Here is a 21628-nt window from a genome sequence, read left to right as displayed (position 1 = left end):
AGACGGTGGGGCGTGGCTGTCGCCGCTGCCGGCCGTCGTTAAGCGGGGCCTAGCGGAGGGTGGCGTGGGCCAGCGGCAACGGGTCGGGCTGGCCGTCCCAGGCGCCGGTGAGCGTGGCGGCGTCCGACCGGTCACGGGTCACCAGGCGGCGCGGCACGACCAGCTCGACCGTGTCGGTGACGATCACCGTCGGGTCGGCGTCCACCACCTCGCGCAGCGCGCCCACGGCCGGCGGGGCGGCCACCGCGGGGCCGGTGGTGGCGATGCTCATGCTCGGGGCGCGACGCTCGCGCACCCCGTCGACCTCGAAGTACTCCTCCGCCTGACCGGTGCCGGCCAGGACGGCCGAGGCCAGCGCCGCGACGTAGACCGGGTCCGCGCAGGCGTCGTACACCCAGCGCTGCCCCAGCACCGAGTGGTGCGTGGTGCCGATCAGCCGGTCGTCGCCGCCGGGCAGCGGTGCGCCGCGGTAGCTGAGTGGGACCTGGTGCACCGGCCCGTCACCGACCCGGACCAGCATCGTCTCGATGCCGACCGCGCCGGCCGGGTCGTCGAAGCGGTACGCCGCGACCCGGGTGACCTCGCCGTCGGCCGGCCCGTGGAACCAGTCACGGCCGGGCAGCCAGGCCGCCAGGAGGTCGAGCTTGGAGGGGCGCAGTTCCGCGCGGTGCAGCAGGGCCATGCACAAGATCGTAATGGTGGACCCGACCACCGTGGGGGCCGCGCGCGCCGCCACCCGCCCGTCGACCGCCACGTCGAGGCCGGCCGCCCGGAGCCGGGTGGCGCCCGGCGAGGACCGGGCCGACGAGCGCTGGACCGGCCGGCTCAGCTGGGCCAGGCCCGGGCGAAGAGGTCGCGAGTGTCGCCGAGCACCTGCGGCAGCACCTTCGTCCGCCCGATCACCGGCATGAAGTTGGCGTCGCCGCCCCAGCGCGGCACCACGTGCTGGTGCAGGTGCGCGGCGATGCCGGCGCCGGCCACGCCGCCCTGGTTCATGCCCAGGTTGAAGCCGTGCGCGTTGCTGACCTTGCGGACCACCCGCATCGCGGTCTGGGTGAACACCGCCAGCTCGCCCGTCTCCTCGGCGTCGAGGTCGGTGTAGTCGGCGACGTGCCGGTACGGGCAGACCAGCAGGTGGCCCGGGTTGTACGGGTAGAGGTTGAGCACCGCGAAGACGTGCTCGCCCCGGGCCACGACCAGGCTCTGCTCCGGGGGCAGGCCGGGGGCCAGGCAGAACGGGCAGCCGGTGGGTTTCTCGTACCCGCCCTCGGGGCGGTCCTCCCCCGAGATGTACGTCATCCGGTGCGGCGTCCAGAGCCGTTCCAGCCCGTCGGCCAGGCCGTTGTCCGTTCCGCCGTCGAAGTGCCGCTCCGCCCCAGTCACATCGCCGATCCTACGGTCACCGCAGCGGGTCCCACCCGTCCGCACCGGCCAGCCAGGTCCGCCGGGGTGAGCCGGGCGGCCTCCTCGGCGGTGAGCTACGGACCACCCGGGTTGATCGCGGCGCCGGGGCCGGTGTTGGCGTACTCGGCGCGGCGGGCGTCGCGCCAGGACCAAGTGCCGGACGCCGCGCGTGTACCGGCGCCGGACACCACGCGCGGACCGGCGCCGGACGCCGCGCGTGTACCGGCGCCGGACACCACGCGCGAACCGGGGCCGGACACAGCGGTGGCGGTGTCCGACCTCGGACACCGCCACCGGAGGCGGATCGCGGCTCAGTTCTCCACGGCGGACGGGCCGGAGTTGGCGCGGGAGGAGACCACGTCCCGCACGTGCGCCACCGCCTCGGCCACCGGCACGCCGTTGCGCTGCGAGCCGTCGCGGTAGCGGAAGGAGACCGTGCCGGCCGCCACGTCGTCGTCGCCGGCGATCACCATGAACGGGATCTTCTGCTGCTGGGCGGTGCGGATCTTCTTCTGCATCCGGTCGTCGCCGCTGTCCACCTGGGCGCGGATGCCCTCGGCGCGCAGCGTGGCCACGAACTCGTGCAGGTACTCGGTGTGGTCCTCACGGATCGGGATGCCGACCACCTGCACCGGGGCCAGCCAGGCCGGGAACGCGCCCGCGTAGTGCTCGGTGAGCACACCGACGAACCGCTCGATGGACCCGAACTTGGCGCAGTGGATCATGACGGGCTGCTGCCGGGTGCCGTCGGCCGCCTGGTACTCCAGGCCGAAGCCCTTGGGCTGGTTGAAGTCGTACTGGATCGTCGACATCTGCCAGGTACGGCCGATCGCGTCCTTGGCCTGCACCGAGATCTTCGGGCCGTAGAAGGCCGCGCCGCCCGGGTCGGGCACCAGGTCCAGCCCGGTCTCGCGGGCGCACTGCTCCAGCACCGCCGTCGCCGTCGCCCAGTCCTCCTCGGTGCCGACGAACTTCTCCGGCTTGGACTCGTCGCGGGTCGACAGCTCCAGGTAGAAGTCGTCGATGCCGAAGTCCTTCAGCAGGCCGAGCACGAAGTTCAGCAGGTGCTTGACCTCGGCCGGCGCCTGTTCCCTGGTGCAGTAGGAGTGCGAGTCGTCCTGGGTGAAGCCGCGCACCCGGGTCAGCCCGTGGATGACGCCGGACTTCTCGTAGCGGTACACCGAGCCGAACTCGAACAGCCGCATCGGCAGCTCGCGGTAGGACCGCCCGCGCGAGCGGTAGATCAGGTTGTGCATCGGGCAGTTCATCGCCTTGAGGTAGTAGTCCGCGCCCTCGAACTCGATGGGCGGGAACATCCCGTCGGCGTAGTACGGCAGGTGGCCCGACGTGTGGAAGAGACCTTCCTTGGAGATGTGCGGGGTGCCGACGTACTGGAAGCCCTCCTCGATGTGGCGGGCCCGGACGTAGTCCTCCATCTCCCGCTTGATCACACCGCCCTTGGGGTGGAACACCGGCAGGCCGGAGCCGATCTCGTCGGGGAAGCTGAACAGGTCCAGGTCCGCGCCGAGCTTGCGGTGGTCGCGCCGGGCGGCCTCCTCCAGCAGCTTCAGGTACGCCTTGAGCTCGTCCCGGGTCGGCCACGCGGTGCCGTACACCCGCTGCAACTGCGGGTTCTTCTCCGAGCCGCGCCAGTAGGCGGCGGCCGAGCGCATCAGCTTGAACGCGCCGATCAGCCGGGTGTTCGGCAGGTGCGGGCCCCGGCAGAGGTCCGACCAGCAGACCTTCTCCTCGGTCGCGGCGAGGTTGTCGTAGATGGTCAGCTCGCCGCCGCCCACCTCCATCACCTCGGAGGAGTCGAGCCCTTCCCCCTTGACCTCGATCAGCTCCAGCTTGAACGGCTCGGCGGCCAGCTCGGCCTTCGCCTGCTCCAGGCTGTCGAAGCGCCGGCGGCGGAAGCGCTGCCCGGACTTGACGATCTCCTGCATCCGCTTCTCGAGCCTGGCCAGGTCGTCCGGCTGGAACGGCTTGTCGACGGCGAAGTCGTAGTAGAAGCCGTTCTCGATCGGCGGGCCGATGCCGAGCTTCGCCTCGGGGAAGACGTCCTGCACGGCCTGGGCGAGCACGTGCGCGCACGAGTGACGCAGCACGTTCAGCCCGTCCGGGGTGTCCATCGCGACCGGCTCGACCGTGGTGTCCTCGGCCGGCGCCCAGTCCAGGTCGCGCAGCTGGCCCTGCGGATCACGGACCACCACGATCGCCTTCGGGCCGGCGGCGGGCAGCCCGGCCGCGGCCACCGCGTCGGCCGCCGTGGTCCCGGCGGCGACGACGACGGGGTCGGCCACTGCGGGGGTACGGGGTGCGGACACGGTGACTCCTCAGCTGCAGACGGTACGGATGTGCCGGGGTCCGGCTCCTGCGATGCTATCGGTCGCCCGTTTCCGCCCGGTCGTCGGGAAAGGAAGGGCCGGGATGTCGTCCCGCCGACCGTTGAACCTTTCCGGCCCCGCGTCCGAACTACCGGGTGTGGCCGGAGCCGGTGCCGGCCGCGTGAAGACGGATGGGGGCACGGATGACGACGACCCGCAGCGGCAGCCGGCGGGGCCGGACCGTACTCGTGCTGGCCACGGCCGTGGCCGGCGTGCTCGGCTGGCCGGGGGCCGCGTCGGCGGCGGGCGTGACGACCACGCCGACGCAGGCGACGCAGGGCGAGGCGGTGACCCTGCGCCTGGTGGTGCCCGAGCAGCGGCCCGGCGCACGGACCGAGAAGATCGAGTTCAAATTGCCGGAGGACGCCCCGGTCGGCGAGGTCTACCCGCTGTCGGTGGACGGCTGGGCGCCGCTGATGACCTCCCGCACCCTGGACCGGCCGGTGGCCGGCATCCACGCCCCCGGGGTCACCACGGTGACCGCCTCGGTGGTGTGGACCCGGGCCGCCGGCGCGCCGACACCCGGCCCGGCCCGGCTCTCCGTCGCCATGGGCCCGCTGCCGCAGACCGACCGGATGGAGTTCGAAGTGGTGCAGACGTACTCGGACGGCACGGTGGTCCGCTGGGCCGACCGCGACGGCGGGGCGCACCCGGCGCCGACGCTGACCCTGCTGCCGGCGGCGGCCGGGGCGCCGGCCGGGCACCCGCACGGCGGCGCGGCCGGGGAGCCGGGCGGCGAGCCGGCACGGGCGGCCGAGCCGGCGACGGCCGACGGCGACGGCGGCGGGCCGAGCGCGGACGTCCTGCTCGGCGGCGGCCTGCTGATCGGCCTCGGCGGGGGCGCGCTGATCGGCTGGGCGGTCAGCCGGGCGCGGCACCGGGCCGAGCCGGACGACGAGCAACCGGAGAGCGAGCCGTCGACCGACGAGTTGCGTCCGGCGGCCGAACCGGTGGGGTCCCGCTGACCTCAGCGCACCCACTCGGGCAGCGGCTCCCGGGCCGCCAGCCAGCCGTCCGGCACGCCACCCGGGGTGCCCACCCCGGTGTGCGCGGCCACCACCGAGCCGACGATCGCGGCGGTGGTGTCGACGTCCCCGCCCGCCTCGACGCAGGCGCGCACCGCCGCCGGGTAGTCGGCGAGGTGGGTGGCGGCCACCCAGAGCGTGAAGGCGACGGTGTCCTGGGCGGTGACCCGGGAGCCGTTGCCGAGTCCGTCGACCGCCTCGGCGAGCGACCGGCCGAGCAGGGCGGCGGCGCGGCGTACCCCCCGGGCCACCTCGGCGGCGGGGTCCAGCGCGGCGGCGACCGCGGCCAGCAGCCGGGCCGGGTCCGGCCGGTCGCCGTCGAGCCGGGCCCGGGCGGCGAGCGAGGCGGCGACGGCCACCGCGACCGCCCCGGCGATCCCCTCCGGGTGGGCGTGGGTGATCTCGGCCGAGGCCCGGGCACGGGCCGCCGCCCTCGTGGTGGAGTCGGCGTGCCAGGCGCCGAGCGGGCCGACCCGCATCGCCGCGCCGTTGCCGCAGGAGCCCTGCCCGTCGAAGGCCGACGCGGCGGCGACCGGCCACGGCGTGCCGGCGCGGATGAGCCGCAGGATCGTCACCGCGCCCGGCCCGTACCCCCGGTACGGCTCGCAGCGCCGGGCGAAGGCCAGCGCGAGGCGGTCCCGGTCGACGTCGCCGTGCTCGGCCAGCTCCGCCAGCACGGAGCAGGCCATCTCCGTGTCGTCGGTCCACTGCCAGGGCGGCGGGGGCAGCCGCCCGGCCGCGATGTCGCCGGGGTGCCGGCCCGGCACGAAGAACTGCGATCCCAGGGCGTCGCCGACCGACAGACCGGCGAGGCTGTCGCGAGCCAGGGCCGCGCGGGCGTCGGGAAACAGCGTGAACGTCATCGTCGTGCCAGCTTGCCCGGTCGGCCCGGACGCCGCAACGCGATCAACTTGCCACGGGCAGTACGGTGCTGACGTGGCCACCGTGCTCCTGGTCGAAGACGATCACGTCGTACGCGGCGCGATGCTGCGGTCCCTCACCGAGCGGGGGCACGCCGTGCACGCCGTCGGCACGGCGCTGGACGCGCTGCGCCGGGTCGCCGCCGAGACCCCGGACCTCGTCGTGCTGGACCTGGGCCTGCCCGACCTGGACGGCTCCGACGCGCTGCGGATGCTGCGCGGCATCACCGACGTGCCGATCATCATCGCCACCGCCCGCGACGACGAGCAGTCGGTGGTCCGGCTGCTGCGCGCCGGCGCCGACGACTACATGGTCAAGCCGTTCACCGGCGCGCACCTCGACGCCCGGATCACCACCGTGCTGCGCCGGGTCGGCCGGGCCAGCCGCACCGTGCAGCCGGCCGTGCACACCGTCGGCGGGCTGCGGGTGGACGTGGGCGAGCGCAGCGCGCTGCTCGACGGGGAGCCGCTGGCGCTGACCCGCAAGGAATTCGACCTGCTGGCGTATCTCGCCGCACGACCCGGCCGGGTAGTGTCCCGGCGGGAGCTCTTGGAGGAGGTATGGCGGCAGCCGTCGGTCGGCGAGGACCAGACCATCGACGTTCACCTGTACTGGCTGCGCCGAAAGATGGGCGAGTCCGCGGCGAAGCCGCGCTACCTGCGCACCGTGCGGGGGGTGGGCTTCCGGCTGGTGGCCCCGGACTGAGGCCGGCGCTGGCGTACCTCACCGCCGGCATGTGCGCGCTTGTCGCGCTCGCCTTCCTGGTCCCCCTCGGGCTGAGCCTGCGCGACGAGGTGCGCGACGAGGCGCTGGCCGACGCGGCGCGGCGGGGCGCGCTGGTCACCGGGGCGCTCGCGGTCAGCACCGAGCCGGCGGCGGTCCGCCGGGCCGTGGAGGCCAGCGGCGACGACCCGGCGACCCGGCCGGTCGTGCACGGGCTGGGCGGCGCGGAGCCCGCCGGGCGGGCCGCCGACGCGGACCTGGAGCGGGCCCGTGACGGGAAGCGGTCGGTGCTCGTCGACGTGAACGGCGGAGTGCTGCGGCTGGACCCGGTGGTGCTCGACGACCGGGTCGCCGTGGTGGAGACGTTCGTCCCCGCCGACGAGCTGGACGACGGCGCCGGCGGGACGTGGTTGCTGCTGGCCGCGGTGGCCGTGGCGCTGGTCGGCGCGGCGGTGATCGTGGTGGACCGGGTGGCGGCCCGCGCGGTCGACTCGACCCGGGGGCTGGTCCGGGCCGCGCTGGCCGTCGGCGACGGCGACCTGGGCGTGCGGGTGGAGCCCAGCGGGCCACGGGAGCTGGCCGAGGCCGGGTACGCGTTCAACCGGATGGCGGACCGGCTGGTCACCGCCCGTACCGACGAGCGGGAGCTGGTGGCGGACCTGTCGCACCGGCTGCGCACCCCGCTGACCGTGCTGCGGCTGGACGCCGAAGGGCTGGACTCCGACGACACCAGCGTCGGCTCGTTCACCCCGGCGGAGCTGGACCGGCGGCGGACGATCCGGCGGATCCGGCAGGCGATCGTCACCCTGGAGGGTGAGATCGACGTGCTGATCAAGACCACCCGCAAGGCGATCACCCACGAGGCCGGGCCGGCGGAGTGCGACGTCAGCGAGGTGGTCCGGGACCGGATGGTCTTCTGGGCGGCCCTGGCCGGCGACCAGAACCGCCCGCACCGGGTGATCGGGGCCCAGCTGCGGATCCCCGCGCCGGTCCCCCGGGCCGAGCTGGCCGCCGCGCTGGACGCGGTCATCGGCAACGTCTTCCGCTACACCCCGCAGGGCACCGCCTTCGAGGTGGCGGTCTCCCGGCGGGACGGGTACGTGGCGATCCGCATCGACGACGCCGGACCGGGCATCGCCAACCCGGACCGGGCGTTGCGCCGCGGCGCCAGCGACCAGGGCTCCACCGGGCTGGGGCTGGACATCGCCAAGCGGGTGGCGTTGCAGGCCAACGGCTCGGTCAGCATCGACCGGGCCCGGCTCGGCGGGGCGAGCGTGGTGATGCTGCTGGCCGACCCGGAGGCGACACCCCGGCAGGTCAACCGGTTCGGGCTGGTCGGCCGGATGACCCGGGAGGCCCGCGAGCAGAAGACCGGCGGCCGGCGCTGGCCGGGCCGCCGGTCCTGAGCAGGGCACTCCCACCGGGCCGGCCGGCGCCGGCGGGCGCCTCGCGCCACCGCGGGCGCGCCGGCCGGTTGTGCGGTGCCGCAAGTCTTCCTTAGATCCGGATTAACGGCGGCGGCGATCGGGTCCGGCGCTGCCAGGATCGACGGCGAACCCATCAGTTCCACCGGTCTTGTCGCCCCTGACAACTGCCGGCCGGTGGAGCCGTACGCGCGGCGGGAGTACGGTCCCCCCACACCCGCTCCCGCCGCGCGTCCACCTCCCACCGCCCGTCGTGAGGTGCCCGATGAGCCCGACCGTCAGCCGGTTGCTCCGCTGGGCCACCGTGATCGGGATCGGGATCGCCGTCCGCTCGCCGTCTGGCAGGACCCGGTGGTGGCGTACGCCGGGGTCGCGTCCTCCGCCGCCGGGCCGGTCCCCGGGGCCGTGGCCCTCGTCGCGCTGGTCCTCACCGCCACGCTCGTGCCCGGTCTCGCGCGGGCGGCCGGACCGGGACTGCCGGCCCGGCTGTCCTGGCTGCCCGACCTGGCGACGCACGCCCTGCGGCGCGGGCTCGCGCTGGCCGCCCGGCGGCCCCGCCCGGTGAGCGTGGCGAGGCCGCCCGGCGCGCCGCGCCGGGTCAGCGCGTCCCGGCCACCGACCAGGCGTCGATCTCGGCGCTGATCCGGGTCTTCTCCGCCGGTGCGAGGAACGAGGCGGTCACCGCGTCCTTCGCCAGCGCCGCCAGCCGGTCGGGGCCGGCGTCGAGCAGTCGGGCGGCCACCGCGTACTCGTCGTTGAGCGTGGTGCCGAACATCGGCGGGTCGTCGGAGTTGATGGTGACCAGCACGCCCGCGTCGACCAGCCGGGCGAGCGGGTGCTCGGAGATGTGGGCGACGGCCCGGGTGCGCACGTTGGAGGTCGGGCAGACCTCCAGCGCGATCCGGTGCTCGGCCAGGTACGCCAGCAGCTCCGGATCCTCGGCGGCGGCGATGCCGTGGCCGATCCGCTCGGCGCCGAGGTCGCGCAGCGCGTCCCAGACCGTCTGCGGGCCGGTGGTCTCCCCGGCGTGCGGCACCGAGCGCAGCCCGGCCGCCCGGGCCTGGTCGAAGTACGGCTTGAACTGCGGCCGGGGCACGCCGATCTCCGGGCCGCCGAGGCCGAAGCTGACCAGCCCGTCCGGCCGCTGCTCCAGGGCGATACGCAGGGTCTCCTCGGCGGCCGGCAACCCGGCCTCGCCCGGGATGTCGAAGCACCAGCGCAGGGCGATGCCGAAGTCGGCCTCGGCCCGCTTGCGGGCGTCCTCGATCGCCTCGCAGAACGCCGGGGCGGGGATGCCCCGGTGCACGTGCGAGTACGGGGTGACGGTCAGCTCGGCGTAGCGGACCTGCTGACGGGCCAGCTCGCGGGCGACCTCGTGGGTGAGGATCCAGACGTCCTCCGGGTCCCGGATCAGGTCCACCACGCTCAGGTAGACCTCGACGAAGTGAGCGAAGTCGCGGAAGGCGAAGTAGTCGACGAGCGCGTCCGGGTCCGCCGGGACCGGGCTGCGCCCCTCGTGCCGGGCGGCCAGCTCGGCCACGATCCGGGGTGAGGCGGAGCCGACGTGGTGCACGTGCAGCTCCACCTTGGGCAGTCCGGCGATGAAGGCGGGCAGGTCGGTCACAGGTTCTCCTCTGCACGGGCGCCGGTGCGGGCGACCACGAAGATCCGGCGGAACGGGAAGTGCACCTGACCCTGCCGCACCGGGTACGCCTGCGCGAGTCGTACGCCCAGCTCGGCGCGGAAGTCCGCCCAGCCGGCGGGATCCAGCGCGGCGCGGACCGGGCGCAGCGCGGTCCCCTCCATCCAGGCCAGCACCGGATGGTCGGCGTCGGGTCGGGCCGGGAGCAGGTGCACGTAGACAGTCTCCCAGGCGTCGACCGCGCAGCCGGCGTCGACCAGCGACGCGGCGTAGCCGACGGCGTCGTCGACCGGCGCCTCGCGCAGCAGCGCCGCCAGCGCGCCGGCCCACCGCTCCCGGCGGGCGACCTCGCGCAGCGCCCGGTGCGACGGGGCGTCGAAGTTGCCGGGGACCTGGAAGGCCAGCCAGGCGCCGGCGGGCAGCTCACCGGCCCACCGGGTGAGCAGTTCCCGGTGGCCGGGCACCCACTGGAGCACGGCGTTGGCGACCACCACGTCGACGTCCGGGCCCGGACGCCAGTCGGCGACGTCACCGACGGCGAAGTCGACCGGGGCGTCCAGCGTCCGGGCCCGGTCGATCATCTCGGTGGCGGAGTCGAGGCCGACCACCCGCGCGTCGGGCCAGCGCCGGGCCAGGGTGGCGGTCAGGGTGCCCGGCCCGCAGCCGAGGTCGACCACGGCACGGGGCCGGTCGGCCGGGATCCGGGCGAGCAGGTCGTGGAACGGCCGGGACCGTTCGTCGCCGTAGCGCAGGTAGGCGGTCGGGTCCCACATCGCGTCCTCCAAACCGTACGTACGTCTTTCTTGGCTCGACCCTACGGCCCGCGCTGCGGCTCGGCAACGCGGTCACTAGGCTCGGTCCAATGGAACAGCGCAGCTTCGACCGGCTCGGCCGGCAGGTGGGTGTGGTCGGTCTCGGCGCGTGGCAGCTCGGCGCGGACTGGGGCCGGGTCGACGAGGCCGACGCCCTGGCCGTCCTCGCCGCCGCCGTGGACTCCGGAGTCACCTTCCTGGACACCGCCGACGTCTACGGCGACGGGCGCAGCGAACAGCTCATCGGCCGGTTCCTGCGCGAGCGGCCCGGGCACGGGCTGACCGTGGCGACCAAGATGGGCCGCCGGGTGGAGCAGACGCCGCAGGCGTACACGCTGGACAACTTCCGGGCCTGGACCGACCGGTCCCGGGCCAACCTCGGCGTGGACACCCTGGACCTGGTCCAGCTGCACTGCCCGCCGACGGCGGTGTTCGGCGACGACCGGGTCTTCGACGCGCTGGACACCCTGGTGTCCGAGAAGCGGATCGCCGGGTACGGGGTCAGCGTCGAGACCTGCGACCAGGCGCTGACCGCGATCGCCCGCCCCGGCGTGGCGAGCGTGCAGATCATCCTCAACGCCGTGCGGCTCAAGCCCCTGGAGCGGGTGCTGCCCGCCGCCGCGTCCGCCGGGGTGGGGATCATCGCCCGGGTGCCGCTGGCCAGCGGCCTGCTCTCCGGCCGCTACGACGAGCACACCACGTTCGCCCCCGACGACCACCGCACCTTCAACCGGCACGGGGAGAGCTTCGACGTCGGCGAGACCTTCTCCGGTGTCGACTACGACCTCGGCCTGGAGGTCGTCCGCCGGCTCGCGCCACTGGTCGGCCCCGACCGGACCATGGCGCAGTTCGCGCTGCGCTGGATCATCGACCAGCCCGGCCTCACCGTCGTCATCCCGGGCGCCCGCAACCCGGAGCAGGCCCGCGGCAACGCCTCGGCCGCCGCGCTGCCGCCGCTGACCGCCGAGGAGCACGACACCGTCCGGGCCGTCTACGACGACCTGGTCCGCCCGCGCGTGCACGGCCGGTGGTGAGCCGCGCCGGCAACGGTGCTCGCCCCCGACGCCGACGGTACGGATCCCGTCGGCGCGGACGCCGACGGTGCGACGGCACGGATACTGACGGTGCGGACGAAGACGGTGCGACGGCACGGATACTGACGGTGCGGACGCCGACGGTGCGGCCGGCACCGCCGGCCCGGTGGAGGGAGATGCGATGAGGGGCTGGCTGACGCTCACCCTCGGCCTGCTGGCCGTGGTGGTCGGCGCCGTCTGGACGGTGCAGGGGCTCGGCTACGTCAGTGGCAGCGTGATGACCGACCAGCGCTTCTGGGTGGTGGCCGGACCGGTGCTCGCGGCGGCCGGGCTCGGGCTGCTCTGGCGCGGGATGCGCGCCCGCCGCCGTACCTGACCCGTCGTCGGCGGCACCGCCTCCCCGAGTGGTGCGCTCCGGCGACGGGGACACCGCGACCCGCCGCGAACGGTGGCGATCATGGCGTCGAGAGCGGTCGGCGGCCGGGAGCCGTCGGCGACAGCCCCGTCGACGCGGAAAGCCCCGCGTCCGGGGGGACACGGGGCTTCTCGTCGATCCGGCTGGCCGGATCACCCGGGCCGGCGGCTGCCGACCGGCACTGCTCAGATGGGGCGGACCTGCTCGGCCTGCGGACCCTTCTGACCCTGGGCGATCTCGAACTCCACCCGCTGGTTCTCCTCCAGCGTGCGGTAGCCGCTGGTCTGGATGGCCGAGAAGTGGACGAACACGTCAGCACCCCCGCCGTCGACGGTGATGAAGCCGAAGCCCTTGTCAGCGTTGAACCACTTCACGGTTCCCTGCGCCATGTGTATCTCCTTCTAAAACTGGCGGCCGAGCACGCCGTGCGGCCGGTTGGCCGTTTTCGAGCAGCGGCGCCTGAGGCGGCCCCCACGAAGGAGACTTCTCTCAACCCACGCCATCTCGCAACAGCGGGGATCAGCAAACCACGTACGCAAAAACTCTGCACAGCCTACCCGACGAAATTCTCCGACATGTGACCTGACGGATGCCCGACGTCCGCTGGGCGGCGGCTTGCGGACGTGCGAAAGGCCCCCCTCCCGTCGATGCGGGAGAGGGGCCTGCGCGTGCGTTCGTTCAGTCCGGCCAGCGGCCGGTGACCCGTCGTACGCCGACCGCGCCGCCACGGTCGACGGCCGCCCGGACCACCGCGAAGATGGCGCCCTGCAACGCCGCCGCGGCGAGCACCTCGCCCCAGCCCCGGTCCTCGTCGGTGGCGCTGGGCGCCTCGCCGTCCCCGGCGGTCATCTTCCAGACCTGCCGGAAGATCGCCCCGGCGACCGTACCGGCGGCCAGACCGAGCAGCACCCCGACCGGCTTGTACGCCGCCCTACCGATCCCCTTGCTCACCTACGCCTCCCCCGCACGATCAGCAGCACGATCATCGTCGCCACGGCGCCGGCCGCGACCGCCGCCCACGGGGCCGGGCTGCGCCCGAGCGTCTCCCCGGGGCCCTGCGACCGCACCTGGCCGGCCTTCTGCGCCGCCTGCCCGCGCACCCGGGCCACGGTGACCGCGGCCTGCTCGCGCATCCGCTCCTTCGCCTGGCCAGCGGAGGACCGCAGCCGGGCCTTGACATCGGCCTTGGCGGCCAACAGCTCCATCGTCTCGCCCAACTCCACCCGGGTCCGCCGGATCTCCTCGCGGAGCGCGTCGGTGTCGCCGGTCCCGTTGCCCGTCATGCCCGTCCCCTGTCCTTCACCGCCGCGGTGACGACGTCCACGTCCGCCCGGACGCTGCGGACCGTCGACTCCGGAACCGGGGGGACGGCACGGCTGACCTGCTTCTTGCCGACCAGGGCGAAGATGCCCGCGATCAGGAACAGCACCACCGCCACGATCAGGGCGGCCGCCCAGGCGGGCAGCACCAGGTCCAGCAGCAGGATCGCCGTGGCGACCAGCGCGCCCAGCCCGTAGAGGGCGAGCGCCCCGCCGCCGCCGAACAGGCCGATGCCGATCCCGGCGTGCTTGCCCTTCTGGGTCAACTCCGCCCGGGCCAGCGCCAGCTCGTCCCGCACCAGTCGGGAGACCTGCTCGGTGGCCCGCTGCACCAACTCGGCGGTGGACGGCTCGCTCCCGGTCCGGGACGTGCGGTGGTTCGCGACGTCAGCCATGCTGTCCTCCTTTCATCAACACCGCGCTGTATGCCCGGAGTCGCCGCCCGTCAATCCTGCGCGCAGTGACCAACCACATCTGACCGCAGGTGGGGCCGTACCGTCCGGCGAAACGCGGAAGCGGGTACGACGAAGCCCCCGCGCACGAGGTCGCGGGGGCCGTCGGGGGGACCGTCAGCGGCGGTCGTCGCGCGGCTGCTCGGCACCGACGAGAATGTCGTCGCGGTGCTCGCCGCGCCCGTCGGCGCGGGAGTCGGCGTCGTCGGTGGGGCCGACGAACGCCTCGCTGCGCGCGTCGCCGTCGTCGCTGCCGCCGAAGACCCGCGCGTCGTCGGGCACGTCGGTCTCCGACCGTCGGCGCACCGGCCGGCGCGGCTGCACCCACTGCCAGGGCAGGGCGCCGGAGGCGTCGCCGATCTCGGTACGGGAGCGGGGCAGCGCGGTGGGGCGGTGGTCGCGGATCCAGCCGACCAGGTGCTCCCGGACCAGGCAGCGCAGGTCCCAGAGGCTGCCCGCATCGGCGGCGCTCACCAGCGCCCGGACCTTGATCAGCCCGCCGGTCGCGTCGGTCACCTGGAGCACGCAGACCCGACCGTCCCACAGGTCGGTGCCCTCGACCAGCCGGCGCAGCTCCTCCCGCATCGCCTGCACCGGGACGGACCAGTCGACGTCGAACTCGGCGGTGCCCAGCACCGCCGCCTCGGTGCGGGTCCAGTTCTGGAACGGGGTGCTGGTGAAGTAGGAGGTGGGCAGGATCAGCCGGCGGTCGTCCCAGATCTGCACCACCACGTAGCTGAGGGTCAGTTCCTCGATGCGACCCCACTCCCCCTCGACGACCACCACGTCGTCGAGGCGCACCGCGTCGCTGAAGGCGAGCTGGAGGCCGGCGATGACGTTGCCGAGCAGGCTCTGCGCGGCCAGCGCGGCGACCACGCCGACCACACCGGCGCTGGTCAGCACACCGGCGCCGATGCCGCGTACGGCGGGGAAGGTCATCAGCATCACGCCGATGGCGAGCACCACGATCACCGCGATGGTCAGCCGGCGCAGCAGCACCACCTGGGTACGCACCCGACGGGCGTGCCGGTTGTCGGGCACGTCCACCCGGAACCGGGCCAGCGCGGTGTCCTCCGTGACCACCAGCAGCGAGGCGACCAGCCAGGCCACCGCGGCGACCACCCCCAGCACCAGGGTGTGCAGCACCACCTGCCGCCACGGGGTGCCGACGGCGTACCCGGAGCTGAAGCGGACCGCGAACTGCACGGCGAGCACGGTGGCGGCGACCTGCAACGGCCGGTGCACGTGCTCGGTCAGCTCGGTCATCAGCAGCGAGCGCCGGCCGAGCCGGCGGACCACCCGGTGGACCACCTCGACCACGAGCAACGCGATCGCCGCCGCGATGGTCGCGGCGGCGATCGTTTCGAGGTAGTTCCGCACTGGTGTTCTCCCTCCGGCCGGGCGGGTCACTTCCGGGCAAAGGCCCTATGGTGCCCGGCGATTCCGGAATCGACCAGCTCAGACCTTCCGGTACCGGGACTGGAGGAAGCAGTAGACGCCGAAGGCGGCGATACCGAGGGCCATCAGCGCCAGCAGGACCTGGCCGTAGGGCTGGTCGCGCAGCGTCCGCAGGGCACCGTCCAGACCGCGCGCCTTCTCCGGGTCGTAGTTGACGGCGGCCACCACGATCAGCAGGCCGGCGACGGCGAAGACGGCGCCGCGGGCGATGTAGCCGGCCATGCCGAGCCGCCGGGCCAGCGTCCGCGTCTTCGGGCTCATCTCGCCGATCTTCAGGTTGCGCTCGAACTTCTTCTTCAAGCCGTAGATCACCATGCCGACACCGACGGCGGCGAGCACCAGACCGGCGAGGCCGACCAGGAACCGGCCACCCCCGGAGGACATCAGCTTCTCGCTGAAGGCCTGCTGCTGGTCGGCGCTGTTGCCGCTGGCGTCCTGGACGACCTTGATCGCTGTCCAGGCCAGCCAGAGGAAGACCACGGTGCGCACGACCGAGGCGATGCGTTCGAAGAGTCGTTCCTTGCCCTGCTTGGCGTGGTGGCCGACGGCGGCCTCCAGCGCCTGCCAGATGGCCATGGCGATCAGGCCGACGGCGATCGCGATCAACAGGAACTTGCCCATGGGCTGGGCGCCCAGGGTACGCAGCGCACCGTTCTGGTTCGCCTCTTCGCCGGAGCTGTCGAAGGCGACCTGGAGGATGAGCCAGGCGAAGAGCAGGTGCACGACCCCGTAGCCGATGAAGCCGGCCCGGGCGAGGAGTTCCAGCCAACGGCTGTCCGCGGTGCGGGCGGCGGTGGCTTCGGCGTTCCGGGTGAGTGACATGGCGCCGTCTATTGCCGAATGTCGAGATCCTCAAACGTGGGCCACCGCCGGCCCGGACGGTCAGCCGCCGGCGTTGCGGGCGACGCGGATCTTGACCTCCTGGTCGGTGACGCTGTCCAGCGTCACGGCGAAGCCGCCCACCTCGGCGGCCTGCTGGCCCATCGTGAGGGAGACCTGCTCACCGGCGACCTCGACGGTCACCTGGTCGCCCTGGGCGCCGATCAGCTTCGCCTCGATGCCGAGGATGTTGGCCTTGGCGTCGACGCCCCGGTCGAAGGTGACCGTGCAGGCGTCCAGGCCGCAGTCGGTGCTGGCGCCCTCGGAGCTGCAGCCGGCGAGCAGGGCCGCGCCGAGCGCCAGGGCGGCGAACAGGCCGGCGGCCCGACGGGTGGGGGGAAGCGGGGAGGAACCGGTTCGGGTCGTCACCCGCACCAGGGTACGAGACGCAGGCCACCCCGGCACCGTCCGATGATCGTCGAAGCGGCGTCGGGCGCTCGCGTTAGGGTCCCGTCATGCCGTTCGACATCGCCCGGACCCGGGCCGCCTACCCCGCCCTGACCGAGGGTTTCGCCCACTTCGACGGTGCCGGCGGCACCCAGACCCCGCAGTCGGTGGTCGACGCGGTCGCCGAGGCCATGCGCACCGCGCTCGGCAACCGCAGCACCGCCTTCGTGCCCGGCCGGCGGTCGCTGGAGCTGGTCGCCGCCGCCCGGACGGCGGTGGCCGACCTGCTGGGCGCGACGGCACGGGGCGTGGTGCTCGGGCCCAGCGCGACGGCGTTGACGTACACCCTGGCCCGGGCGCTGGGCGGCACCTGGCGTCCCGGCGACGAGGTGGTGCTCTCCCGGCTCGACCACGACGCGAACGTGCGGCCCTGGGTGCAGGCGGCCGAGGCGGCCGGCGCGACCGTGCGCTGGGCGGAGTTCGACCCGGCCACCGGCGAGCTGCCCGCCGGCCAGTACGCCGATCTGGTCGGCGAGCGGACCCGGCTGGTCGCGGTGACCGCCGGCAGCAACGCGATCGGCACCGTGCCGGACGTCGCCACGATCGCCAAGACCGCCCACGCGGCGGGGGCGCTGGTCTGCGTCGACGGCGTGCACTCGGTGCCGCACGGCCCGACCGACCTCGCCTCGCTGGGCGCGGACTTCCTGGTCACCAGCGCCTACAAGTGGTCCGGCCCGCACCTGGCGGCGATGGTGGCCGACCCGGCCCGGTGGGAGCCGCTGCGCCCGGCGAAGCTGCTGCCCTCCTCCGACGCCGTGCCGGACCGGTTCGAGGCCGGTACCCCGAGCTTCCCGCTGCTGGCCGGGGTGGTCGCGGCCGTGGACCACCTGGCCGGGCTGGACCCGACCGCCACCGGCGACCGGCGGCAGCGGGTCCGCGCGGGCCTGGCCGCCGCGCAGGCGTACGAGGAGGCGCTCTTCGACCGGCTGCTCGCCGGGCTGGCCGCCCACCCGGCGGTCACCGTGTACGGCGCGGCGGCCCGCCGCTGCCCGACGGTGTCGTTCCGCCTCGCCGGCTGGTCGCCGGCCGGGCTCGCCGCGGCGCTGGGCGAGGCCGGGCTCTGCCTCTCCTCCGGCGACTACTACGCCTACGAGTACTTCCGCACGATGGGGCTGCGCGACAGCGGCGGGGCGGTACGGGCCAGCGTCTACCACTACAACACCGCCGACGAGGTGGACCGGTTGCTCGCCGAACTGGACCGGCTGGCCCGGCGGCGGGAGACAATGGCCGGGTGAGCTTCCTGGTCGAGGAGAACCCCGCCGCGCACCGCTTCGAGATCCTGGTCGACGGCGCGCTGGCCGGCTTCACCGCGTACCTGCCCCGGGGAGAGGTGCGGGTGTTCACGCACACCGAGGTCCGCCCGGAGTACCAGGACATGGGGGTCGGCGCGGCCCTGGTCCGGGCCACCCTGGACCAGGTGCGCGAGCAGGGCGGCCGGGTGGTGCCGCAGTGCCCGTTCATGCGGGCCTTCATCGAGCGGCACCCCGAGTACGCCGATCTGGTCGTCACCCCGGTCTGACCGGCCCGGTCCGGCCACCGGGGCACGGCGGGCGGCGGATCGCGGTGTCCGCCTCACTGGACACCGCGACCCGCCGCGGGCCGGGGTCGCCCGGCTCGGGTCAGCCGAGGCCGGCGAGCAGTTCGGCGGCGGCCCGGGCGCCCGCCCGGGTGGCGCCGTGGGTGGCCAGGTGCACCCGGCCGGCGGTGAGCGCGGGCACGCCCAGCTCGACCACCACGGCGTCCGGCCGGTCGGCGAGGACCCGGTCGACGGCGGCCCGCATCCAGTCGTGCCGGTGCAGGTCACGGACGACCAGCACCACCGGCCGGTCGTCGACGCCGGCGACCGGGTCGGCGGGCAGGTCCGTCTCGGCGAGCCGGACGGTGGTCGTGCCGGGCAGCAGCGCGGCGAGCGGCTCGCCGATCCCCCACGGGGTCTCCGGGCCGATGGCGATGTTGCGGGGCGGCACGAACTCCACCACGTGCGCGGGGGTGGTCAGCGGCAGCCGGCCGGCCGGTGCGCCGCTGACCCGCAGCGCGCGGCGGGCGGCGGCCAGCCCGATCGGGGAGCCGTCGGCGTCCGGCAGGTCCCGGGCGGGACGCCCGGCCCGGGCGGCGACGGTCCAGGCGGCGAGCTGGCCGACCCGCTTGGCGGCCTCGGCGAGCCGCTCCTCCGGCAGCTCGCCGGAGACCACGGCGGTGACGATGGCGTCGCGCAGGTGCCGGGCGGCGGCCTCGTCGGCGTGTTCGCCGCCCACGCAGACCGCGTCGGCGCCGGCGGCCAGGGCCCGCACGGCCGCGCCGGCGAAGCCGTACCGGTCGGCGACCGCGCGCATCTCCACCGCGTCGGTGACCACCACGCCGGAGAAGCCCAGCTCGTCGCGGAGCAGGTCGCCGAGGACGCGAGGGCTGAGGGTGGCCGGCAGCTCGGCGTCGAGGGCGGGCACGAGCAGGTGGCCGGTCATCACCGCCTGCACCCCGGCCGCCACGGCGGCCCGGAACGGGACCAGCTCGACGGCGTCGAGGCGGGCCCGGCTGGCGCCGATGCGGGGCAGGTCGTGGTGCGAGTCGACCCGGGTGTCGCCGTGGCCGGGGAAGTGCTTGGCGCAGGCCGCCACGCCGGCGGACTGCAGGCCGCGGACCCAGGCGGCGGTGTGCCGGGCGACCAGGTCCGGTTCGGCGCCGAAGGCGCGCACCCCGATCACCGGGTTCGCCGGGTTGTCGTTGACGTCGGCGTCCGGGGCGTAGTTCAGCGTGACGCCGAGCGCGGCGAGGTCGGCGCCGAGGTCGCGGGCCACCTCCTCGGTCAGCGCCGGGTCGTCGACCGCGCCGAGGGCGAGGTTGCCCGGGCGGGAGCTGCCGGCCACCGACTCGATCCGGGTGACGTCACCGGCCTCCTCGTCGATGGCGACGAGCACGTCGGGCCGTTCGGCGCGCAGGGTGGCGGTCAGCGCGGCGAGCTGCCCCGGGTCGGCGACGTTGCGGGCGAAGAGGACCACCGCGCCGAGTCCGTCGCCCAGCCACCGGCACACCCAGTCGGGCGGGGTGGTGCCGACGAAGCCGGGCTGCAGGACGGCGGCCGCCAGGCCGGCCAGGTTGCGCTCGTTCATGCCGCCGCACTACCCCCGTGTGGTCTCGGACGGTCCCTCACCGTCGCGGTGCTGCCATGGTCACACCCAGCGACGAAATAGTCAATAAACCTTACTGTTAGGGCCTGGCGGCCTTCCCGGCGTCGTGCGACAGTTCCGGAATGGACGCCACGCTGCTCGCCGACGCCACCTCACCGGCCGACATCCCCGGCGTACGCCTGCTCGGCGTGGTGGTCGGCGGCCTGCTGCTGCTCGCCGCCATCCGGGCGATGTTCCGGCGACGCTGACTGATCCCCCGCCGCCGGGGTACCGCTGTCCCACGTCGACTCGGCCAGCCCGAGCCGGACGACGGCGAGGGGGACCCATGAGGATCGGCTACTTCCTGTCCAGCGAGGAGTACACCCCGGCGGAGCTGCTGGCGCAGGCGCGCGGCGCGGAGCGGGCCGGGTTCGAGGCGCTGTGGATCTCCGACCACTACCACCCCTGGGTGGACGCGCAGGGCCAGAGCCCGTTCGTCTGGTCGACCATCGGCGCGCTCAGCCAGGTCTGCGCGCTGCCGGTCACCACCGCGGTCACCTGCCCGACGGTCCGCATCCACCCCGCCGTGATCGCCCAGGCGGCGGCCACCAGCGCGGTGCTGCACCAGGGCCGGTTCGTGCTCGGCGTCGGCTCCGGGGAGGCGCTCAACGAGCACATCCTCGGTGACGTGTGGCCGCAGACCGACGTCCGGCTGGAGATGCTGGCGGAGGCGGTCGAGGTGATGCGCGAGCTGTGGCAGGGCGGGTTCGTCAACCACCACGGCCGGCACTACACCGTCGAGCACGCGCGGCTCTACACGCTGCCGGAGCAGCCGGTCCCGGTCCACGTCTCCGGCTTCGGCCCGAAGGCCGTCGACCTGGCCGCACGCATCGGCGACGGTTACGTCAGCACCATGCCCGACGGCGACCTGGTGCGCCGGTTCCGGGACAACGGCGGCGGCGACAAGCCGTGCCAGGCCGGCTTCAAGGCGGCGTACGCCGAGAGCGAGGAGGCCGGGATGCGGATCGCGTACGAGAAGTGGCCCAACGCCGGGGTGCCGGGCGAGCTGTCCCAGGTGCTCCCGTCGCCGCGCCACTTCGAGCAGGCCGCGCAGCTGGTGCGGCCGGAGATGATGAAGGAGTCGTTCGTCTGCGGCGACAGCGCCGACGCCCACCTGGCGATGATCGGCCGGTACGCCGAGGCGGGCTTCGACGAGGTCTACGTCGCCAACACCGGCCCGAACTGGCCGGGCCTGTTCGACCTGTACCAGCGGGAGGTGCTGCCCCGGCTGCGGTGACCGCGCTCCCCCGGCGCGACCCGCCGCCCGGCGCGCCCGAGCCACGCGGACGATCACCCGGCGGGTGGGGCGGACCGGCGGTCAGCGGGCCTCGGCCGGGGTGACGCCGTGCAGCAGGGTGCGGACCAGGTCGTCGATCATCGCCGGCGCGGGCGCCGGCGTGGCGGGGTCGAGCAGGTGGCGCAGGACCAGGTCGTGGCAGACCCCGACGACCAGGGCGGCGACCGCCTCGACGGCGGCGTCCGGGGCCACCCGGCCCCGCTCCTGCTCGCCGCGCAGGTAGCCGGTCAGCTCGGCGCGCAGCCCCTGGCCGCCGGCCAGCGGGTCGGGCAGCTCGGCGAGCCGGGCCAGCAGCCCGGGCTGGGTGAACACGCCGGTCATCGCCGGCAGGATCGCCGTGTGCAGCGCCAGCGCCCGGGTCAGGTACGCCCGCAGGTTCGCCGCCACGCTCGCCTCGCCCGGCCGGGGCGGCTGCCCCTCCAGCGCCGCCTCGGCGTCCCGCAGGTGGGCGTGCACCGCGTACGCGAGCAGCTCCTCCTTGTCGGCGAAGTGGTTGTAGAGCACGCCGTCGGCGACCTGCGCCTCGCGGGCGATGTCGCGGACGGTCAGCCCGACCGTGCCGCGCCGGGCCACCAGCCGCTCCGCCGCGGCGATCAGGTGCTCGCGCAGGCTCCGGTCGCCGCCGCGCAGCGCCGCGGCTCTCCTCGGTGACATCACCAGCATCCTAGGGCGTGTGTCGAAGTCCTCGGTCGAGCCGAGGCGGAGTCCGGACGGCGTCCGGCAAGGCGGAGATCGGTCCGGATGCCGGTGTCCGATCTCCCACGCCGCCGGGCGTCGTCCGGGCCCGCCGCAGGCCCGGCCAGGGACTTCGACACACGCCCCGGG

24 protein-coding genes and 1 pseudogene are annotated in these 21628 nt (G+C 74.6%); 10 read left to right on the top strand and 15 right to left on the bottom strand.

Annotated elements, in window-relative coordinates:
- Nucleotides 1–49 precede the first annotated feature (49 nt).
- The 3 genes from GA0070614_RS25890 to thrS all read right to left on the bottom strand — a co-directional run bounded on the left by GA0070614_RS25890 (nt 50) and on the right by thrS (nt 3731).
- Complete coding sequence (locus tag GA0070614_RS25890) at nt 50–682, bottom strand: CG0192-related protein (protein WP_088979673.1); 633 nt, start codon at nt 680–682, stop codon at nt 50–52.
- Between the two features lie 143 nt (nt 683–825).
- Nucleotides 826–1383, bottom strand: a complete 558-nt coding sequence (locus GA0070614_RS25885) for an HIT family protein (RefSeq protein WP_408630713.1) — start codon at nt 1381–1383, stop codon at nt 826–828.
- Nucleotides 1384–1715: 332 nt separating this feature from the next.
- Nucleotides 1716–3731, bottom strand: coding sequence for a threonine--tRNA ligase (thrS, locus tag GA0070614_RS25875; protein WP_088978396.1), 2016 nt, complete (start codon nt 3729–3731; stop codon nt 1716–1718).
- Nucleotides 3732–3934: 203 nt separating this feature from the next.
- Between thrS and GA0070614_RS25870 the strand changes: the two genes are divergently transcribed.
- Nucleotides 3935–4756, top strand: a complete 822-nt coding sequence (locus GA0070614_RS25870) for a DUF1775 domain-containing protein (protein ID WP_088978395.1) — start codon at nt 3935–3937, stop codon at nt 4754–4756.
- A 2-nt stretch (nt 4757–4758) separates the two neighbouring features.
- Here GA0070614_RS25870 and GA0070614_RS25865 read toward each other — a convergent pair whose 3' ends face one another.
- Nucleotides 4759–5679 (bottom strand): ADP-ribosylglycohydrolase family protein, encoded by a 921-nt coding sequence (locus GA0070614_RS25865; RefSeq protein ID WP_088978394.1) that lies wholly within the window; start codon nt 5677–5679, stop codon nt 4759–4761.
- A 73-nt stretch (nt 5680–5752) separates the two neighbouring features.
- Here GA0070614_RS25865 and GA0070614_RS25860 point away from each other — a divergent pair, with 73 nt between their 5' ends.
- The 3 genes from GA0070614_RS25860 (at nt 5753) to GA0070614_RS25850 (ending at nt 8526) form a co-directional block, all read left to right on the top strand.
- A complete protein-coding gene (locus GA0070614_RS25860) occupies nt 5753–6442 on the top strand; it encodes a response regulator transcription factor (RefSeq protein WP_088978393.1) in 690 nt (229 codons plus the stop codon).
- A 29-nt stretch (nt 6443–6471) separates the two neighbouring features.
- On the top strand, nt 6472–7866 hold the full coding sequence (locus GA0070614_RS25855; RefSeq protein WP_088978392.1) for a HAMP domain-containing sensor histidine kinase: 1395 nt from the start codon (nt 6472–6474) through the stop codon (nt 7864–7866).
- Between the two features lie 372 nt (nt 7867–8238).
- A complete protein-coding gene (locus GA0070614_RS25850; protein WP_157745090.1) occupies nt 8239–8526 on the top strand; it encodes a hypothetical protein in 288 nt (95 codons plus the stop codon).
- Here GA0070614_RS25850 and GA0070614_RS25845 read toward each other — a convergent pair.
- Nucleotides 8483–9508, bottom strand: coding sequence for an adenosine deaminase (locus GA0070614_RS25845; protein ID WP_088978390.1), 1026 nt, complete (start codon nt 9506–9508; stop codon nt 8483–8485). The genes GA0070614_RS25850 and GA0070614_RS25845 overlap by 44 nt on opposite strands.
- Entirely contained in the window at nt 9505–10299 is a 795-nt protein-coding gene (locus GA0070614_RS25840) for a trans-aconitate 2-methyltransferase (protein WP_088978389.1), read from the bottom strand. The genes GA0070614_RS25845 and GA0070614_RS25840 overlap by 4 nt, the downstream gene beginning before the upstream one ends.
- A gap of 89 nt (nt 10300–10388) precedes the next feature.
- Here GA0070614_RS25840 and GA0070614_RS25835 point away from each other — a divergent pair, with 89 nt between their 5' ends.
- Nucleotides 10389–11372 (top strand): aldo/keto reductase, encoded by a 984-nt coding sequence (locus tag GA0070614_RS25835; protein ID WP_088978388.1) that lies wholly within the window; start codon nt 10389–10391, stop codon nt 11370–11372.
- Nucleotides 11373–11553: 181 nt separating this feature from the next.
- Nucleotides 11554–11748 (top strand): hypothetical protein, encoded by a 195-nt coding sequence (locus GA0070614_RS25830; protein WP_088978387.1) that lies wholly within the window; start codon nt 11554–11556, stop codon nt 11746–11748.
- Nucleotides 11749–11972: 224 nt separating this feature from the next.
- Here the strand turns inward: GA0070614_RS25830 and GA0070614_RS25825 are convergent, their stop codons facing one another.
- The 7 genes and pseudogenes from GA0070614_RS25825 to GA0070614_RS25795 all read right to left on the bottom strand — a co-directional run bounded on the left by GA0070614_RS25825 (nt 11973) and on the right by GA0070614_RS25795 (nt 16264).
- Nucleotides 11973–12176 carry a cold-shock protein gene (locus GA0070614_RS25825; RefSeq protein ID WP_007075740.1) on the bottom strand — a complete coding sequence of 68 codons (204 nt, stop codon included), beginning with the start codon at nt 12174–12176 and terminating at the stop codon, nt 11973–11975.
- 289 nt (nt 12177–12465) lie between these two features.
- Nucleotides 12466–12738: a DUF4235 domain-containing protein gene (locus GA0070614_RS25820; RefSeq protein ID WP_088978386.1), complete on the bottom strand. Its 273-nt coding sequence runs from the start codon at nt 12736–12738 to the stop codon at nt 12466–12468.
- Nucleotides 12735–13070, bottom strand: coding sequence for a DUF3618 domain-containing protein (locus GA0070614_RS25815; protein WP_088978385.1), 336 nt, complete (start codon nt 13068–13070; stop codon nt 12735–12737). Before GA0070614_RS25815 ends, GA0070614_RS25820 begins: the two co-directional genes overlap by 4 nt.
- The gene (locus GA0070614_RS25810) at nt 13067–13501 is read right to left on the bottom strand and encodes a phage holin family protein (RefSeq protein WP_088978384.1); all 435 of its coding nucleotides are present in this window, start codon (nt 13499–13501) and stop codon (nt 13067–13069) included. Before GA0070614_RS25810 ends, GA0070614_RS25815 begins: the two co-directional genes overlap by 4 nt.
- 246 nt (nt 13502–13747) lie before the next feature.
- Nucleotides 13748–14938: pseudogene (locus tag GA0070614_RS25805) on the bottom strand (mechanosensitive ion channel family protein); the annotation flags it as partial.
- A gap of 78 nt (nt 14939–15016) precedes the next feature.
- A complete protein-coding gene (locus tag GA0070614_RS25800; RefSeq protein ID WP_088978382.1) occupies nt 15017–15838 on the bottom strand; it encodes a DUF1206 domain-containing protein in 822 nt (273 codons plus the stop codon).
- 60 nt (nt 15839–15898) lie between these two features.
- Nucleotides 15899–16264 (bottom strand): hypothetical protein, encoded by a 366-nt coding sequence (locus tag GA0070614_RS25795; RefSeq protein ID WP_088979671.1) that lies wholly within the window; start codon nt 16262–16264, stop codon nt 15899–15901.
- Nucleotides 16265–16350: 86 nt separating this feature from the next.
- Here GA0070614_RS25795 and GA0070614_RS25790 point away from each other — a divergent pair, with 86 nt between their 5' ends.
- Together GA0070614_RS25790 and GA0070614_RS25785 are read left to right on the top strand one after the other, a co-directional pair.
- Nucleotides 16351–17577 carry a cysteine desulfurase-like protein gene (locus GA0070614_RS25790; protein WP_088978381.1) on the top strand — a complete coding sequence of 409 codons (1227 nt, stop codon included), beginning with the start codon at nt 16351–16353 and terminating at the stop codon, nt 17575–17577.
- A complete protein-coding gene (locus GA0070614_RS25785; protein ID WP_088978380.1) occupies nt 17574–17861 on the top strand; it encodes a GNAT family N-acetyltransferase in 288 nt (95 codons plus the stop codon). Before GA0070614_RS25790 ends, GA0070614_RS25785 begins: the two co-directional genes overlap by 4 nt.
- A gap of 100 nt (nt 17862–17961) precedes the next feature.
- On the opposite strand, the gene GA0070614_RS25780 is transcribed toward GA0070614_RS25785, so the two are convergent.
- Nucleotides 17962–19449: a glycoside hydrolase family 3 protein gene (locus GA0070614_RS25780; protein WP_088978379.1), complete on the bottom strand. Its 1488-nt coding sequence runs from the start codon at nt 19447–19449 to the stop codon at nt 17962–17964.
- Between the two features lie 140 nt (nt 19450–19589).
- On the opposite strand from GA0070614_RS25780, the gene GA0070614_RS31480 reads away from it, so the two are divergent.
- A complete protein-coding gene (locus GA0070614_RS31480) occupies nt 19590–19715 on the top strand; it encodes a hypothetical protein (RefSeq protein ID WP_269459460.1) in 126 nt (41 codons plus the stop codon).
- Nucleotides 19716–19792: 77 nt separating this feature from the next.
- Nucleotides 19793–20743: a TIGR03557 family F420-dependent LLM class oxidoreductase gene (locus GA0070614_RS25775; RefSeq protein ID WP_088978378.1), complete on the top strand. Its 951-nt coding sequence runs from the start codon at nt 19793–19795 to the stop codon at nt 20741–20743.
- A gap of 81 nt (nt 20744–20824) precedes the next feature.
- Here the strand turns inward: GA0070614_RS25775 and GA0070614_RS25770 are convergent, their stop codons facing one another.
- Nucleotides 20825–21457 (bottom strand): TetR/AcrR family transcriptional regulator, encoded by a 633-nt coding sequence (locus tag GA0070614_RS25770; RefSeq protein ID WP_172892506.1) that lies wholly within the window; start codon nt 21455–21457, stop codon nt 20825–20827.
- Nucleotides 21458–21628: the final 171 nt, after the last annotated feature.

It is taken from the genome of Micromonospora coxensis (assembly GCF_900090295.1).
Classification (GTDB): Bacteria; Actinomycetota; Actinomycetes; order Mycobacteriales; family Micromonosporaceae; genus Micromonospora; species Micromonospora coxensis.
Note: the sequence above shows the minus strand (reverse complement) of the source record. Positions and strands in the feature narration are given on the sequence as shown.

Coding starts and splice junctions, on each gene's coding strand:
- GA0070614_RS25890 (WP_088979673.1), bottom strand. CDS start 682: ATGGCCCTGCTGCACCGCGCGGAACTGCGCCCCTCCAAGCTCGACCTC.
- GA0070614_RS25870 (WP_088978395.1), top strand. CDS start 3,935: ATGACGACGACCCGCAGCGGCAGCCGGCGGGGCCGGACCGTACTCGTG.
- GA0070614_RS25865 (WP_088978394.1), bottom strand. CDS start 5,679: ATGACGTTCACGCTGTTTCCCGACGCCCGCGCGGCCCTGGCTCGCGAC.
- GA0070614_RS25855 (WP_088978392.1), top strand. CDS start 6,472: ATGTGCGCGCTTGTCGCGCTCGCCTTCCTGGTCCCCCTCGGGCTGAGC.
- GA0070614_RS25840 (WP_088978389.1), bottom strand. CDS start 10,299: ATGTGGGACCCGACCGCCTACCTGCGCTACGGCGACGAACGGTCCCGG.
- GA0070614_RS25835 (WP_088978388.1), top strand. CDS start 10,389: ATGGAACAGCGCAGCTTCGACCGGCTCGGCCGGCAGGTGGGTGTGGTC.
- GA0070614_RS25830 (WP_088978387.1), top strand. CDS start 11,554: ATGAGGGGCTGGCTGACGCTCACCCTCGGCCTGCTGGCCGTGGTGGTC.
- GA0070614_RS25825 (WP_007075740.1), bottom strand. CDS start 12,176: ATGGCGCAGGGAACCGTGAAGTGGTTCAACGCTGACAAGGGCTTCGGC.
- GA0070614_RS25815 (WP_088978385.1), bottom strand. CDS start 13,070: ATGACGGGCAACGGGACCGGCGACACCGACGCGCTCCGCGAGGAGATC.
- GA0070614_RS25810 (WP_088978384.1), bottom strand. CDS start 13,501: ATGGCTGACGTCGCGAACCACCGCACGTCCCGGACCGGGAGCGAGCCG.
- GA0070614_RS25800 (WP_088978382.1), bottom strand. CDS start 15,838: ATGTCACTCACCCGGAACGCCGAAGCCACCGCCGCCCGCACCGCGGAC.
- GA0070614_RS25790 (WP_088978381.1), top strand. CDS start 16,351: ATGCCGTTCGACATCGCCCGGACCCGGGCCGCCTACCCCGCCCTGACC.
- GA0070614_RS25780 (WP_088978379.1), bottom strand. CDS start 19,449: ATGAACGAGCGCAACCTGGCCGGCCTGGCGGCCGCCGTCCTGCAGCCC.
- GA0070614_RS31480 (WP_269459460.1), top strand. CDS start 19,590: ATGGACGCCACGCTGCTCGCCGACGCCACCTCACCGGCCGACATCCCC.
- GA0070614_RS25775 (WP_088978378.1), top strand. CDS start 19,793: ATGAGGATCGGCTACTTCCTGTCCAGCGAGGAGTACACCCCGGCGGAG.
- GA0070614_RS25770 (WP_172892506.1), bottom strand. CDS start 21,457: ATGTCACCGAGGAGAGCCGCGGCGCTGCGCGGCGGCGACCGGAGCCTG.